Here is a 16,130-nt window from a genome sequence, read left to right on the forward strand (position 1 = left end):
TGGCGATGTCGCAGATCTCCTCGAAATGCTCGTAGAGGAAGCTCTCCCGGTGATGGTGCAGGCACCATTTGGCCATGATCGAGCCGCCGCGCGAGACGATGCCCGTGACCCGGTCGACGGTCAGCGGTATGTAGTGCAGCCGCACGCCGGCGTGGATGGTGAAATAGTCGACGCCTTGCTCGGCCTGCTCGATCAGCGTGTCGCGATAGACCTCCCAGTTGAGGTCCTCGGCGATGCCGCCGACCTTTTCGAGCGCCTGATAGAGCGGCACCGTGCCGATCGGCACCGGTGCATTGCGCACGATCCAGTCGCGGATGTTGTGGATGTTGCGGCCGGTCGACAGGTCCATCACCGTATCGGCGCCCCAGCGGATCGCCCACACCATCTTTTCGACCTCTTCGGCCATCGACGATGTGACAGCCGAGTTACCGATGTTGGCGTTGATCTTCACCAGGAAATTTCGCCCGATGATCATCGGTTCGCTCTCGGGATGATTGATGTTGGCGGGAATGATTGCGCGTCCGCGCGCCACCTCGTCGCGCACGAATTCGGGTGTGACGAAATCTGGGATCGCCGCGCCGAAGGCTTCGCCGTCGCGTTGCAGCTTGCCGCGCATCACCTCGCGGCCGAGATTCTCGCGGATGGCTACGAACTCCATTTCTGGCGTGATGATGCCGGCGCGCGCATAGGCAAGTTGGGTCACCGCCTTGCCCTGCTTGGCCTTGAGCGGCCGATTGCGTATCGGAAATTCCGGTGTCAGGCGCTCGCCGGTGGCGAATCCATTGTCTTCCGGCCGGACGTGGCGGCCGTCATAGGCTTCGACATCGCAACGCGCCGTGACCCATTCGTGGCGAAGCCGGGCAAGGCCTTTTTCGATGCTGGTTTGGACTGATGGATCGGTGTAGGGGCCGGACGGATCGTAGACGGTGACGGGCGGTTCGCCGGCCGTCGGATGGACGGAAATCTCGCGCATCGGCACCCTGATCTGCGGGTAGAGGACGCCGGGCTTGTGGATTTTCCGCGAGGCGGGCAGTGGTCCCGTCGACACGGCGGGGGTGAGGGCATTCATCGTGAGGCTCCTTTGCTCATGCATTGGAGACCCAGTTCTGTGCCGGAAGGATGAAAAGACGCTTCTGTAGACCTGCTGCAGCAGGACCTCGGGCGTAAACTCCCGCAAAGCGCTTGCACCGTCCCTACGCCAGTATGAACTGGATCAGGTTCAACGGGTCACTGCGCCGCGAAAGCCAGCAGTATCTCAGCCCCTTACCGGGACTCCCCTGGTGAATGCCTCAAGTTGAATGGGCCGGTGCTGCTTTGTCAAGCGCCTTCGGGCGCCTTCGGGCGCCTTCGGCCGGTGGCGACGTCCGGCGGCCGGCCGAGCGGAGAGCTCGCGCATGCATCGGGGACAAGTCACGCCCCGTAGACCAGGGCTGGAATGGCCAAAGTCTCATTCGCTTCGTGAAGGATGGAAAAACTGTATCGGCCATGTGCGTCGAGATCGACCGAGTAGCTCAGGCGGTCACGGATGTGGTTATCCTGGTCGAAGGCGACGATTTGCGGCTTCAGCGAGGTGATTTGCACCACGTCCAGGTAGATGGAGTTGCAGATATGATCTGGTCGTCGGGCTGGCAGGTGCAAGCGGCCGCTCTATTCAGGATGCGGCATCGGCGGCGTTCCCGATACCAATGATATCTTGCGGGCAACTTATGCAATCACCGGCTTCGTAAAACCCGACGGCGGCGGCCGTGTCCTGGCGCTGAGGATGTGCCGCTGTTCCAGCAGAGAAATCGCGTGGGCGCGGAGTTTTCGCTCTGCGAGGAAGAGTTGACGCAATCGTTTAGCTTGCTTGCAGTTCGTAGAGACCCGCCTTTGAAAGCAACTAAGCTATTGCATTGATATGTTGGTGCGCGATCGATCGCTACATAGCCGGCCGCCATTATCCGAGTATTGATCCGCCGGTGTTCGTGTTGCCGTATATGGCAATCCCTGCGAGATCGTCGCGGCCGGATCGGCCGCACCCTCTAGTCATAAAAGGGGAAGCGACCGAGAATTCCGCTGCCGAAAACTTCTCTGGCTTGGCTATGCATGCGGTAGATGAGATCGCCGCCTACCGCGACCTGGTCGAGGAAGGCATCGACGCCCAGTTCGGACAGCCTGGTTATCGCAATGCGTTAGCGGCTCAGACTTGCGGTCTCGAGAGCGGCCTTTGGGGGTCACCTCTTTTTTGTTTCAGAGGTTGGAAGACGGCTGCTCGTTACCCAATAGAAATGGCGACTACGGAACGCGATCGATCGCGGCCATCAGGAAACACCTGTCTTCGGCTCAACCTCGACATGGCGTCCGATCGACCGCAGATATACAGCTATCTCGTCCATGAGATGATCGCGTTCGCCGTAGATCTCAGCAATCCTGCGCAGCTGTGGCTCGACGGACCTCCGTTGCGCCGGCGTCAAATCAGCATCGCCAAAGACATATCCCAAGTTGCCAATCGCGCAAATGTTGCAGCCGGCCTCCACAACTGCTTGCACGAATGCCGGAATGTCTTTTTCTTGCATAGTCTTCATGTCGAACCTCTCGTGAATGGCGTGCTTGCGCGCCCATGCTGCCTTTTCAGCGTGTCCTCTGGGCGGCGCAAGCCTTGAGCGTAATTGTGCCGGGCAACCTCGACTATCCCGTCTGCCACGCTCTTTAGAGTCGGTGGGGTCTGGTGATTGCAGGCTGGGCCACTCAAAAGCCTGCAAGAAGAAAGTCATGGCGACCATTGCTCAAGATCGCGAGGGTGCGTGCAAGACCTTCCGTTGGCAGTCATGCACGCTCACCCAGCAACTGGGTATTGAGCAACTGGGTCTCACGTCGCGGGTCTCGTGTGCTTCACAGCCGAAAATAAGGTACCACCGTGGCTATTCTCAAGTGCAGGCTACCTCTTCAGGACACGGCGGAGTGCCTTCCGACGCACCCCTGGTGCAACGTGCGACCTAACGAGACACATCTCGTTCGCGTTCCCTCGACCTTTCTTCGTATTGCTGCTTGCCCTGCGATTTCAGGCCCTCTGCTAGCTTCTCGGCCGCTCTTTGGCCTGCAATGTCACTATTCAAGATCATATCCGACATCCCTGGATGGTCATAACCGTAATGCGCATGCAGTTTCCCTCACGAGCAGCGCCTATCCGTCGATTAGTTCGTCTTCCGGAACCCGAAGCCCTTTTTATCCGGCGTACCTATCCACCATTCAACCGGTATACCTTTCCCAACTTTGGCGGACCATTTACCTCAGGCATGATCATCTCGCGTGACATTTTTTTTTGGCGCCATCATCGCACGTGGCATTTTCTAAAAACCAAGACGTGTCAATTTGTAAAATCAAGGATGCGGCCGCGCCCGTTGCGAGGATTTGCAGGTAGCTCTTCAGCCCCAACACGATGTGTGAGGCGGCGGTGGAAAAGGCAACCGACGGCGTCGACGCGTCCTTTGATGATCGCAAGCGATATGCTTCGTCGCGAGCCCAGATTGCGGTCTCGGGCACAAGGCGAGATCACAGTTCTGCGATCTGTGGTAACGCGAGCCCGCAAAGCGCCGCTGCGGCCACCGCTTTTGGAATCTGGACGAGATTCGTCGTCGTCTGAGATCAGTTGATCGAGCAGTTCGCGCGCGCGGGACGCGCTTGCGGTGCAGTCTCTCCCGCGAGCTCGCCCGTGACCTTCTCATCGACGACATCCGAGAGCTGCGCGGACGGCCCTATGACCTCGTCGCTGTCGCCGGCGGCTGGAAGCACCTGACACGGCCGGCCTATGCCGATGCCATCCGCGCCTGCGGAAGCAGCGGGCGTGCCGTGGACCTGACGTGGTCGGACGTGCTGATGCTGATGTGCATCGGCACTTCCAGCCGATTACCCGCGCCGAATTGTCGTCGGTTTTCGGGAAGTAATCAGTCGCGACCTGATCGGCCATCTGCGGCACCGGCCTGATCGCGTCGAACCCGCGCAGTCCGACGCCCGGCGCTCCCTACACCTATGTGACGACAAAAGCGTCCTGCTCGAGTTCGGCCTCGACACGCTTCGCGATCTCCCGGACTGCGAGGCGCTCGAGGATGCCGGGCTGCTGAGCAGAGATGAGCTGCTTGCTGGTGAAATTATGCCAGAGTTGGCTAGTGGCCATGAGGATGCGGGTTTGGATACGGAGGAATAGCTTGGCGCTGCAGACGCTGTGGCCACCGGGCTTGCGAGTGCTTCCAGCTTTCCATAGCGAATCTAGCGCGCCCAAGGGCGTCCGAAATTTGTAGGCAAATTTCGGACATGGACACGGTCAGCGACGTCAAGCAGGCAGCGGTATGCGGCCTCTGCACCGCTGTCGCCCAAAAATTCGTGGCCATGGGCAAGCCCCACTTGAGACCCCCAGAGAGAACGCTCGTGAGCGATGGAAACGGTTTTGGTCCAAAGCTTGATACAGATGGCCTGCAGATGGGTGTAGGGTTTCAAAGCGCTCGAAGACGCGCCTTCGCAGAGTTAAAAGTCCGCGACGAACTCGTGTGTCGTTTGTCGCCAACTGCAAATTCGATAGTTAGCGCAATTATACTGCGCCGAGTCTGCCATCTCGAGCCCCAAGGGTTTGTGAGGCCTCTCGGCTCACCACCGCCTTTGCTAACCGCCGTGATTCCAAAGACGCGTGCCTTTACGGAGGGGGTCAAACGGCCTATATTATTCTTTATAAGGAGAAGAATAATGGGCACACTTGCTCGCATCTACACCCCCGCAGAGGCAGCCGCCGTCAGCGGGATAGGAATCAAGGCCGTGCACAATGCGATCGACAAACGCATTGTCGATACTGTGCCAAGCACTGCTCGGCGCATCGGTGGGGTCGTCCGACGGGCATTGACCGGCGAGGATTTGCTGCGGCTCAAGCTTTGGTATGGCGTGGGTGCGACATTGCCCGCTGATCGTCGCTACCGCCTGTTCGAGGAAATCAAAGCTGCCCCAAGGGCCAAGACCGTAAGGGCCGACGACCTGCTGATCGTCGACGTCGCCGAGGCACGTAAACAGCTCAAAGCGCGCATCGTGGATCTTGATGAAGCGGAGGCCGCCATCGGCCGCGTTAAAGGGGTGATGGGCGGAGAGCCTGTCTTCAAAGGAACCCGCATCCCTGTTCGTATGATCACGACGATGCTAGCGCAGGGCGCAGATGAAGCGGAGGTTCTGGAGGGATATCCGAAGCTAACGCCGCGCGTGATTGAGCTCGCCAGAATGTGGGTCGCCGCGCACCCGGTTCGTGGGCGGCCTAAGAAGCTGGTCGAGCAGGGCGTGAAAATAAAGTCGTCGAAGCGCGTGGTTTTGAAGGGCGACCCAGGTCCGTCGGCCAGGTCGAGACGCGTGTGACCTCGTGAGGTTTCTGATCGATGAGTGCCTGCACACGTCTCTGGTTGCGGTAGCCCAAGAACGCGGACATGAAGCAAACCACGTCAACTGGCTTGGGCTAAGCGGCGAAACCGACTGGGACCTCATGCCGCTCATTATCGATGAGGATTTCACCTTCGTCACCAACAATGCTAAGGACTTCAGGAAGCTCTATGCCAAAGAACCGGTTCACGCCGGCCTGATTATCGTCGTCCCTCAGGTCGGGCCTGAAAAACAGAGAGAGCTCTTCGATGCTCTCCTCGAGGATCTTGGCCCAGAGGAATTCCTGATTAATGAAGTTATCGAAATCGAGATCGAAAACGGCATTGCAATCGTAACACGATACGATCTGCCGTCGCCCTAGCTGAGGCTGCGCGATCTCCGCTTATGACCGACCCGGTTGCCAGTCGCTCATCTGCAAAATGTTACCGCCGAGTTTTGCAAACGCGCGTTGGCGGCAGGAGAAAACGAGAATCTGCTGATCGTGTGATTGACGATGCAAAGCGTCGAACATGCGCTCGATGCGGTCGTCATCGGAATAAACCAAAGCGTCATCCAGGATAACCGGTGTGGGTCGGCCGTCGCGGGCAAGCAAACGGGCGAAGGCCAGACGTGTCAGAACCGAAAGCTGTTCTCGCATGCCGCCACTCAACCTATCGACATCCTCATCCTGACCATTGCGGCGAACGGTCTGTGGCAACAGTGTGTTCTCGTCGAACACTATGGAGATGTCATCGAATAGCAATCCAAGCAGCGGTCGCAGCTCGGACATGACCGGCTTCAGATAAAGATCGCGTGCCGTCGAGCGCGCAGCGACCAGCGTCGTGCGCAGCCGGTCGAGGACGGCTTTTTCGAATTCGAAGCGTCTCGCTCGCTCTCCAGCGATTTCCAATTTTTCTGTGGCCTCGCGCAAAGCTTCTTCCACCGCGTCGTCGGACCGAGTGCGAATATGGCCATTGAGATCGGCCAGGGTTACACGCAACTGACTTGCTTCCTGTGTGGCGGCATCCTGAACCGAACGGGCGCGGCGCAGAACGGCTTCAGCGCTGGTGAGATCGCGAGCGCCGTCGCGCAGGGGAGCAGCGCGCATTTCGGCCGCTTCGCGCAGCTTTTGTCGTGCGGTGGCCTCGGTGAGCAGCAAGCGCCCCTTTTCCTCGCGCGCTGCATCGGGTCCCAATATGACCTCGAGGCTGGTCAGTTCCGCCTGGATGGTGACATAAGCCGTCTCCGCAGCCATGACAGCCTCGTCGGCATGGCTGCGCAAAGGCAAGGCCTCGCGCACGCTGTTGCGTGTTGTCGCCACACGCTGCTCGGCTGCGGCATGATGTTGCCGGATCTGTTCTGGATCGACTTTGAGTTCGAGGTCCCCGGCCCCGAGGGCACTCAGACGAGCAAGCTCCTCGTGTAATTGCTGTATCCCCTTGGGCGCGAGATCGGCAAGTCGCTGACGCGCCAAGCCCAGTTCGGTAGCTTTGTCGCGCGCTTCCACTAGGCGCTGGCGTGCCGTCCTGAGGCTATCGACACCGAGGGACGCAAGCAGGCTGCGGTGCTTCGCTTCGGCGTCTTCGATGGTCCGGTCGGCCTGCTGCGGCCGATTCGATCGCAGGGTCAAGGCTCCGATGCCGGCAATATCCAGGCGTACGGTGCCAGCAAAGCTTTGGTCTTCTGCATGGGGCAAGGGCTTGGCATCGATGGTCACCAAATCGGCGGCGCCGTCCCGGTATTCCATGCATAGCGTCGGCAGGGTTGCCAGGTGAGCTGCACGAAGGCTGGCGATCTCGATTTCGAGCGCCTGGAGTTGCTCGACAGCTTGTTCCGGCACCGCCAGCATCGCCAGTGCTGCCTCTCCATCTTCGATCTGGGTTCTGGCGACTTCGGCTTGTTTCAACCGGTTGTCCGAGCCGGCCAGTTGTTCGGCAGCGTCACGCGCCAAAAGAGTCGCATCCAGCCGCGCGAGCAATTCGCGTGCTTCGCGCTCTTCCAGTTCGGCTGCTTGAACTTCGCCCATCGCTTGTTCGTTTTCGGCAATGGCAGAAGCGCGCCGATCGAGAACCTCACTGCGGCGAAGCTGCGCAATCGTCGACTGCTGGCGCAAATCCGTGGCTCGTTTGAGCGCGGTCCGAAAACTATCGAGGGCCTGCTGCGCCGCGTCGTGGTGAATTGCGGCAAGGGCAGCTTCCGCCTCGGCGGCTTTCAAGGCTTCGCTGTGCGATTTGGCGGCCTCGACTGCGGCTTCCGCGGCCGAGATGGCTTCCCGCCGAGTGGCGCCTTCTTCGGGGTTTTCAAGCTCAGACAGACGCGCCAACGCCATGCGCCGCTTGTCGAGCGAATCGCGCAGACCGGTGACTTCGGCGCTGAGACGCTGCTCGTCTTTCACCAGCTTGTCACGCTCGTCGAGCGCTGCCGCATAGAGACCGCCGCTCTTGGGACGCAGCGTTGACGTAACCAGGCTATAGAGTTCTTCTTCACATGCCGCGGCGATTTCGGCCATGCGTCGCCCGCCGGTCAGGGCTTCAACTTCCCCCTGAACCGAGGACAGTAGGCTTTCGCGCACGCGTTTTTCGCCGTCCTCCTCGCTTTTGCTGCGCCTTTCGATGCCGGTGACCCCTTGGCGAACCCAGAGCAATCCTGCCGGTCCTGCGCTTCCGCCATGGATTAGTTTGCCGATAAAGGCTTCGGCCTCATCGGCTTGAGCCAACAGTCGCCCGCCGTCGAGGTCAATAACGCTGGCCAGCCTGCCGCCATAAAACTGCTTGGCAAGTCGATAGCGTCCTTCTGAAGTGGTGATGTCGGCCTCCACCACCGGATTGCCCCCACTGTAAGGCCGCAACAGTCGCACGCCTTCGGGTGTGCCCGTGTGAGGCTGGAAAAAGAGTGCGTGCAGCGCTTCGAAGAAGGTTGATTTGCCGAACTCATTGACCGCGCAAAGCACGTTGACGCCGTCGCCGATGTTTTCGATGGCGACGCCTTGCCCGGCGAACCGTTTGACGTTGTGGAGCCGAAGGGCCGTAAGTTTCATGATCCCATCGCCTCGCAATAGCTGAACAACCGAACCAGTGCTTCTCGCGATATGTCGCGTTCGACAGCCGACCGGGTTTCGTCGCTGCTTTCATCCAACAGTGCCTGCGCTGCCTCGCGAAGGGCACCAGAGCGGTCGATCCGATCCAAATCGCCACTTTCGCAGTCGGTCGCGAGCCCGTCCCCGTCCAGTTCCAGATAGGCGAAGTCGGGCGCGGCTACCGCGATCGCCGCTTGAAGGATCGTTCGCCCACTTAACCGCACCCGGCCAGACGCGGCAATTCGCAGCAAAGTCTGACGCCGCAGATGAGCCGGTGGAAGCAACGCTTCAAATGCCGCGGCGCTGTCGTCGCCAGACAGCAGATGCAGGGGAGCGGTTTTCCAGGAAAAGCTAGCTGTTTCAACGGCCACGATCTCGGGCACGGCGCCAGGCCCGGCAATGGAAACGACAAGGGCCTGACCGGGTGTATCATGCTTGAAACGGTCAGGTTCGGGCGCACCGCTATAACGGCTGCGCTCATTGATGGTGACGGGTCCGTGCCAGTCGCCAAGTGCCAGATAATCGAGGCCGGCCTTAGTCGCGCGATCTGGTGCAATGACATCGGACGCTGCTGAATCTTCGGAAAAGTTCTGAATAGCGCCATGAGCAAGGCCGAGCCGGATGGCGCCTTGCGGCGTCGCGGCGCTGTTCATCCACTCGGTAAGGTCGCGACCGGGTCTGCGGGTGGTGCAAGGTGCAGGCAGCAGCGCCACGTCCGCGCCAATGGTCAGGGTTTCGGGCCGCGTCGCCAGCAGGACATTGTCCGGCACAACGCTGTCCGCTGCACTCCACAATTGATCAGCCAACAGGGAATCATGGTTGCCAGGCAGCAATATCCAGCGCAGAGGCGCGCTCTGGCTCATCTCGGCCATGGCCTGCCGCAACATCGCTGGAGTGGGCGTTTCGGTATCGAACGTATCGCCGGCCAGAAGTATGGTGGATGCACCATGGACGCGTGCCTGCTCTGCCAGCCGGCTGATCGCGCCATGGCGCGCTTCACGGAGCCGCCCGCGCAGATCCTCTGGCATGTTGCCGAACCGCTTGCCGATATGAAGATCGGAGCTGTGGATGAATCGAAACATGGAGTCTCCGAGACTATGTCGATGCCAGGTTGCGCTGGGCGCGATCGATGGCTTCATCCAGCCGGGAGCGTGAAATCGCCGCAAGTCGCTCGACACCGAGCAGACGTGCAAGGTCGAGAGCGGGGTCGGACTGTTCCAGAATGTCCTCGTTCGCAACGACGACAGCGGCCAGCTCGGCGATTGGAATGTCGGCAATGGACCGGCGGGCATCGGCATCGAACGGCATGCGATAATCAAGCAGGTCGACCACCGTCCCTCTCTTCCATAGGAAGCTGCCGCTGGATTCTTCAGTTCTATCGAACTCGCGCAGATGCAGGTCGATCCGCTCCCGAATCTTGTTGCCCGTTCTGAGCCAGCCATGCGCCCGTGCGATGCGCTGCGCAAGGACGTCATCTCGCAGAGGTCCTTCCTGCTCGATCACCGCGTCGACCATGGACCGCAGCGTGCCTCGGTAGACGAAGTCATAAAACTGATCCGGGCTGGTGGAAAATCCGGTTAGATCAGTCAGGCGATAACGGCCGCCCGTCGGTACGGTATCATGCGTCGAATGCGCGGCCGCAGGCAAAATTCCTGCAGATGCCGATGGGCGCTCTCCCGTCGCGAGGGGAGCGGCGACAAGTTCTGGCTCTGATTTTATCGACGGATGTTCCGGTTCGCCGGCCGATGCTAGGTCTTCGGCTGGCAATGGGTCCATGGGGTCGACCTTATGTCCCATGTCCCAATGGATCGCGGCTTCACTTTCCTGTTGTTCAGCCTGTTTGCGACGGCTTTCCTCGAGCAGCGCGGCCAGGCTGGCATGAAGCCTCTCGGTGCAACCTTCGAGATCAAACCACCAATCGGTTGACCATACCCGGACAATGTTCCACCCGAGGCCGCGCAGGACCTGCTCGCGGACCTTGTCTCGATCTCGCGCCGTGGCAGAACTGTGATAGGTCGCGCCGTCGCATTCGACCCCAGCCAGATAGGCGCCGGCGAGATCGGGATGCCGGATCCCTATATCCACTCGAAAGCCCGAAATGCCGACTTGAGGAACGATGGTCCATCCGCGCTTCTCAAGCTCGGCAGCGACGGCCTCCTCGAAAGGGGATTCCAGGGCTCCGACCGATCCGCGTTCCTGCGCTGGCAATGCCACAGCGCCGCGTTCGGCAAAATCGAGAAAGGCTTTGAGATGCTGTACGCCGATCGCTTTGGTTCGGTTGGGGTCGATCTGGTCGGCGGCAAAACCTGAAAATACGATCAGTTCCTGCCGCGCACGCGTCACCGCGACATTCAGCCGGCGTTCGCCGCCGTCCCGATTCAGCGCGCCGAAATCCATGCTGCGCTTGCCGGCATTATCTTGCGAAAAGGTGATCGAAAACAGGATTATGTCACGCTCGTCCCCTTGGACATTTTCCAGATTCTTGACGATGGCGGGCTCAATACGCTCGTCGGCAAAGAACCATTCAAGCTCCGGCTCTGTCTGGCGTGCCTTGTCGAAAAGGTCGAGGATGAGCGACTGCTGTTGCGCGTTGAAAGTGATGACTCCGAGCGTGGGTCGGTCCTTTTCCGGTAGGGCCAGCCAACGCCGCATCCTGCTGACCGCCTCGTCGGTTACCGCTTGGGCTTCGATTCGATTGGTGCGGCTTTTGCCACGGTCATAGATGCCGGTCGTGATTTTTCGCAGCTGAACTGCCCGATCTTCCACCGTTGGCGAAGGGAATGTGATGAGCCGGTTCTGATAGTAGTGATGGTTGGAAAAGGCGATCAGCGACTCATTGCGGCTACGATAATGCCAGCGCAGGTCACGTACCGGGATGCCGGCCGCTTTGGCTTCGTCGAGAATGCTCTCAAGATCCTTTTCGTGTTCGACGACTTCCTCGTCCTCCTCGTTGCGGCCAAAGAAATTGGTGGGCGGCAACTGCTTGGGATCGCCTACGATTATGGTTTGATGGGCTCGCGCGATGGCACCGACGGCGTCCCAGGTGGTGATCTGCGATGCTTCGTCGAAAATCACCACGTCGAACAGGGCTTGGTCGGGCGGTAGATATTGAGCGATTGAAAGAGGGGACATCAGCATGCACGGCGCGAGCTTGGCAAAGCTCGTCGGCATCGCGCCAATCATCTCGCGGATTGACCGGCTGGGCCGCTGCAATTCCATCTGATGGCGCAACAGGCCCAACTCGGAATTGCGCGGGACGCCTTGCACAGCCGGCAAACCATGAGCGATGGCACTGATGACGCGAAGGCTTGCTTGAGCGCGGACAAGATCGTCGATTTCCCGGAAATCTTCGATGGCGTGCTCGTGCTGGAAGCGACGGAAATTCCGCAGCACCGGATCGGCATCCAGCGTGGCCGGCAGCCACCAGCGTACATAGGCCAGGCGGAACGCGGATTGAGCTTCAGCTGGTCGCACTAGACCCGCCTCGATATCGTCGACCAACGCTCCCAGATTGTGACTGACAGCCCTGCGACGAATGCCGCACCACGAAGTCCAGTCCCGGAGAAGATGACGGGCGTCGAGCAAGTCTCCCATCGCAGTCGTCAATTCGGTCAGCGGGTTATCATGTTCTGCCCAAGAAGGCGTCTTTCCAGCAGGGATCGCAAATTGGGTCTTGGCAGCCTCGAATGCTGCAGAAGCCGCAAGGAAGCGGGCTGCCCCATAGCGCATCGTGCTATCTGCTGCACCGCTTCGCAGGCTCGGGGCGGTTGCTTGCAGGAGCGCTTTGAAATCCTCCGTGCCGAGGCCGGGCAGGCGTAGCGTCTGTCGAAGCCTTTCGGCCATCGAGAGTATCTGATCGATACGGTGGGTGTCGGTATCAAGTGCGGCAAATCCGATCGGCTTCCCAGATAGGATGTTGGCTTCGACAGTGGCCCGGCGGTCCTGCATCAGGCGCAACAGCAGCAAGTCGTGCTGAGGATCGGCTACCCCCTCTGTGACATAGCCTTGAAGCAGCTTCTGGACTTTGCGTTTGCCCAACTGACTGTTTGGCCAGAATGCAGAAGCGGCCTGCTGCCATTGCTGCTCTATGTCCTCCACCCGTATGCGCGCAACGGCAGCCTCGTCATAGCGGGCCGACAGGTCCTTGCGAGACTTGCGATAGTCTCCGATTGCCTCATTGAGAGTGGCGAGGGCTCCCCGCAACTGGGCGAAATCTCGATCAAAGACAATGCTGACGTCATAGCCGGCACTGTCCTGGAGTGCCGCTGCTAGTTTTCGCAGCGCTTCGAGCTCCGCTTTTGACGCGTCGCCTTTGGCGCGCAGGCCGATGCTCACCAGGAAGGCGTCGAGTGCGGTCGCTAGAACCTCGGACGCATTCTTGAGGGTCTTTGCCCCTTCGAGCAAATTGTCCTGCCAGCCTGACGTCCACTCGGTGACATCTATAAGACGCAAGACCGACCGCATCTCCACCGACTGAAATGCGAGACCTGTTTCGGCGGCAATATGCTCCAGCGCCAGCCGGTTTGCCTCGTCATGGGAATCGCGCGATGGCCAGGACAATCTCGGAGCGTGCTGCCGCTTGTTCTTGAGAGCGATGCCGAGCGCCAGATAAGGCGTCAGACCATTGACATGGTGCCGATGCAGCGCTTCGACATAGGCATTCAGTTCGTCGCGACGGACGCGAAGCCGCTCGTTGATCGCAATCCACTCCGCTGCGTCCACGCGCACGCCGCTTTCCCAGCTGATCCTGAGCTGGGTGAGAAAGTTGCGTCGGTCCGCCTTGCTGGAATGGAGTTCGAGACAATGCGCGCCCAGGCCATGTTCGCGCAGGCGGCGATACACCACATCGAGCGCCGCCGTCTTCTCGGCCACAAACAGCACGGTTTTGCCAACTGAAAGACAGTTGGCAATCATGTTGGCAATGGTCTGGCTCTTGCCAGTGCCGGGAGGACCGATGATGACAAAATCGCGACCCTCAGCGGCGGCAAGACTTGCGGCGGTCTGTGAGGAGTCGGCCGGCAGCAGCAAAACCATGTCGGACGGGGCATAGTGCCGGTCGAGTTCGCGCTCGTCGCGGAATGATGCGCCATTGCCCTCGAAAGCTATCTCCGGCGTGTCGATCAGATGGCGCACGACACGGTTTTCGCGCAGCGCATCGGTACGCTCGACCAGATCCTTCCACATGAGAAACTTGGCGAAGGAAAAGGTCGACAGCGCCGTCTCGTCCACCACCTCCATGCCGGGGACGTCGCGCACTGCCTGGCGCATAAGACCGAGCAGCCTCGGCACATCAACGCCGCTTTCGTCCTCGGGCAGCTCACCGGAAAACTGTGGCAGTTTGAGCTCGAAGTCGCGTTCGAGAAACTGCAACAAGGTTGCGTTGAATCGCGGTTCATCTTCATGGAAGCGCAAGGTAAAATGCGATGTTGCGCTGCGGCGCTCGATTTTGACCGGTACGAGCAGCAATGGCGCGCGATAGCTGCGCTCGTCCTCGGCCTTCTTCTTCCAGCGCAGGAAGCCGACCGCCAGGAAGAGCGTATTCGCGCCGCCCTCGGCAAAATCGTTGCGCACTTGCCGGTAAAGATCGATCAGCCGGGATTCCAATTGACGCCCATCGAGCGTCGACGGGAGCTCGTCGCGCAGAAGCGCTTCCGCGGCAAAGCCACGCTGGAGGTCACGTCCGTGCACCTCGCGATAGAGGACAGCATCCCGCTCGCCCAGTGGATTCTGTTCGGGGAGCGAAATCAGCCGGATCGAAGCGCCTGCCATCAGACGGTCCTCGAGGTAGCCGACGTCAGTACAAAGAAACGGAATTGTCTTCTTGGAGTCCGGAAAATTGAGCAGGCGGTTCCGCAGTGTCAAATCGAGGAGCTTTTTCTGCCAGCGGTCGATCCGTCCGGCCGCTGTCGTCGGCTTTACCTCGACGATCTCGACCGGCAGGGCTACCACGGCCGGTGCGGCTGGCAACGGCAACGCGATTTCGGTTGCCGCCTCTGCATCCACGCTGCGGCGCGTCGGTTCGTGCGAAGCAAGCGGTGTGATGCCGCCGCTGCGCGAGCGGCGTATATCGATGGCTGCGACAAAGGTGGCTACCTGCGTTTCGTCGAGCCGCTGTTCGATTGCGTGTTGGGCAGCCTCCAACGTCATCGCCGGCCGATGCGTCACGCCTGTCGTCTCAAACACGATGAGTTCGCGCGATGCCAGCGCCTTGCGGACCTCCATGGCATCGGGTTCAATGGCGTTGGCGAGCGTCCTTTGTGTCATCCAGACGCCGACGGCCGCGTGTCCCTGAAACATCAAAACGACGGGATGCAAGCCCGTCGCCTCCAGGGCGGACGCGAATAACAGACTGGTATCGAGACAGGTTGCCAGCTTTTCTGCCGTAATAATTGAGGGACGTCGAATTTTTTGGCCGCGGCTTTCGAAGCTCGCAGGTGGCTCTGCATAATGCAGCGATAGGCCAGCAATGGCCGAATAAATTGCGGCCGCCAGCATGAATGCGCGTTGCGGATTGCCGCTTTGATAGCCATCGAGGCTGGAAGGATGACCATGCGCTGCGAGCAGCTCCGCTGCGGAACGCAGCAGTCCTGCGATCGCCGGGTCGTTCGGCATGACGAATGCGGCGAGCAATTGCGCCATATCGACGACGCCACCCCATTCGTCGCGGGCAAGCAGGCGCACCGCAACGCGCTGCTCGGCCAGCACTGCGCCTCCTGAGGTTAGGCGCAACGTTATCTCCCCGCGCTCAGCCTCGTTGAGACCGGCCAGATAGCCGGCGTCGAGATCGATTTTTCGATCGCTTAAGGGAAGCCGGTCGCCAGCAACGATCCGATCAATTGTCCAGCTTTTGGCGCGCAAAAAAGGGGGGTTCGATGTCAGCTCGAGAGTGCATTTTTCGAAACCCTGCTGGGTCGGGTTGTTGAGCGCGATAGACCGGATCACCGGAATAGCATTTTGGAAGGACGCATATGTAAAGCTGGCGGCGATGTCCGCCACGACTTCTATTACGGGCGCGGCTGATATACCGGCAGCATCGCCAGTCTCCGAACTCGTTTCCATACCCCATCCCCTATTTTCATTTACGATAGAACTTTGCCGCCAGAATTTGAAAGTAAATTCTCGGTATGGTCGCCGCTTATGTCCAGCAGCATAGATTTCTAAAAGTGTTACCGCCCAGATAACGGTCGAAATGGAGACAGGCGATAATCGGTCGTCACGATTGGAGGGGATCCAAAAGTCGCGGAAATCGGAGCGCCGGCGCACGCTGCTGAAACCCAAGACGGGCAGGACGTCATCCGCAAATGTGTGGCGGTCCGGGCGCCATGGACCAAGCGTTGCGCGCCTATCGCGAGCGCTGTCGTGGCGCCTATCGCGGACTCGGACCCAGCCCGACAGTGACGGCGAACCTCGATCGGCCTATCGGTGAGGCGGTCGAATTCCGCCCATAGACTATCGAAAGGCACGCACTTCCAGCTCTATCTCCTCGTACGCGTTGCCGGCTACCTAAATTCGTGCGCGCGGTCCAATGCCTTTGATTGCTGATGTCGTTGTGGAGACGTTTGATCGCTGAAGCATTTGTTTGCTGACCTAGCGGCGCGGGGGGAGGTCATTTATTGGGTACATCTCCAGCACTCTATGTGCGATCGCGAGGAAAATTTGTCCAGACAAGCGAATTCATCGAATCTGG

Annotated in this window: 8 protein-coding genes, 1 pseudogene and 1 riboswitch; of the genes and pseudogenes, 3 read left to right on the top strand and 6 right to left on the bottom strand. The window is 59.8% G+C overall.

The genetic code is table 11. The features are described from left to right. The 3 genes from EN874_RS28725 to EN874_RS34955 form a co-directional block, all read right to left on the bottom strand. On the bottom strand, positions 1-1,069 hold a 1,069-nt coding region (locus EN874_RS28725), incomplete at its 3' end, for a phosphomethylpyrimidine synthase ThiC (RefSeq protein ID WP_189342947.1). A gap of 103 nt (positions 1,070-1,172) precedes the next feature. Then, positions 1,173-1,289, bottom strand: a riboswitch (TPP riboswitch). Between the two features lie 121 nt (positions 1,290-1,410). Then, positions 1,411-1,638, bottom strand: coding sequence for a hypothetical protein (locus EN874_RS28730; protein ID WP_245454713.1), 228 nt, complete (start codon positions 1,636-1,638; stop codon positions 1,411-1,413). 662 nt (positions 1,639-2,300) lie between these two features. Further along, positions 2,301-2,762 carry a hypothetical protein gene (locus EN874_RS34955; protein WP_306283303.1) on the bottom strand — a complete coding sequence of 154 codons (462 nt, stop codon included), beginning with the start codon at positions 2,760-2,762 and terminating at the stop codon, positions 2,301-2,303. Between the two features lie 898 nt (positions 2,763-3,660). Here EN874_RS34955 and EN874_RS34565 point away from each other — a divergent pair. The 3 genes and pseudogenes from EN874_RS34565 to EN874_RS28750 all read left to right on the top strand — a co-directional run bounded on the left by EN874_RS34565 (position 3,661) and on the right by EN874_RS28750 (position 5,749). Further along, positions 3,661-4,183, top strand: a pseudogene (locus tag EN874_RS34565) (SMC-Scp complex subunit ScpB). A 533-nt stretch (positions 4,184-4,716) separates the two neighbouring features. Further along, positions 4,717-5,367 (top strand): DUF433 domain-containing protein, encoded by a 651-nt coding sequence (locus tag EN874_RS28745; RefSeq protein ID WP_126057624.1) that lies wholly within the window; start codon positions 4,717-4,719, stop codon positions 5,365-5,367. 4 nt (positions 5,368-5,371) lie between these two features. Beyond that, positions 5,372-5,749 (top strand): DUF5615 family PIN-like protein, encoded by a 378-nt coding sequence (locus EN874_RS28750; protein WP_126057625.1) that lies wholly within the window; start codon positions 5,372-5,374, stop codon positions 5,747-5,749. A 21-nt stretch (positions 5,750-5,770) separates the two neighbouring features. Here the strand turns inward: EN874_RS28750 and EN874_RS28755 are convergent, their stop codons facing one another. From EN874_RS28755 to EN874_RS28765, 3 genes are read right to left on the bottom strand one after another with little or no spacing between them, the layout of a single operon-like run. Continuing rightward, the gene (locus EN874_RS28755; RefSeq protein ID WP_126063810.1) at positions 5,771-8,404 is read right to left on the bottom strand and encodes an ATP-binding protein; all 2,634 of its coding nucleotides are present in this window, start codon (positions 8,402-8,404) and stop codon (positions 5,771-5,773) included. Continuing rightward, positions 8,401-9,525, bottom strand: a complete 1,125-nt coding sequence (locus EN874_RS28760) for a DNA repair exonuclease (protein ID WP_126057626.1) — start codon at positions 9,523-9,525, stop codon at positions 8,401-8,403. Before EN874_RS28760 ends, EN874_RS28755 begins: the two co-directional genes overlap by 4 nt. A gap of 13 nt (positions 9,526-9,538) precedes the next feature. Then, complete coding sequence (locus EN874_RS28765) at positions 9,539-15,502, bottom strand: DUF3320 domain-containing protein (protein WP_126057627.1); 5,964 nt, start codon at positions 15,500-15,502, stop codon at positions 9,539-9,541. Positions 15,503-16,130 lie beyond the last annotated feature (628 nt).

The sequence above is a fragment of the Mesorhizobium sp. M1D.F.Ca.ET.231.01.1.1 genome, assembly GCF_003999155.2.
GTDB lineage: Bacteria > Pseudomonadota > Alphaproteobacteria > Rhizobiales > Rhizobiaceae > Mesorhizobium.

Coding starts and splice junctions, on each gene's coding strand:
- EN874_RS34955 (WP_306283303.1), bottom strand. CDS start 2,762: ATGGTCGCCATGACTTTCTTCTTGCAGGCTTTTGAGTGGCCCAGCCTG.
- EN874_RS28745 (WP_126057624.1), top strand. CDS start 4,717: ATGGGCACACTTGCTCGCATCTACACCCCCGCAGAGGCAGCCGCCGTC.
- EN874_RS28755 (WP_126063810.1), bottom strand. CDS start 8,404: ATGAAACTTACGGCCCTTCGGCTCCACAACGTCAAACGGTTCGCCGGG.
- EN874_RS28760 (WP_126057626.1), bottom strand. CDS start 9,525: ATGTTTCGATTCATCCACAGCTCCGATCTTCATATCGGCAAGCGGTTC.
- EN874_RS28765 (WP_126057627.1), bottom strand. CDS start 15,502: ATGGAAACGAGTTCGGAGACTGGCGATGCTGCCGGTATATCAGCCGCG.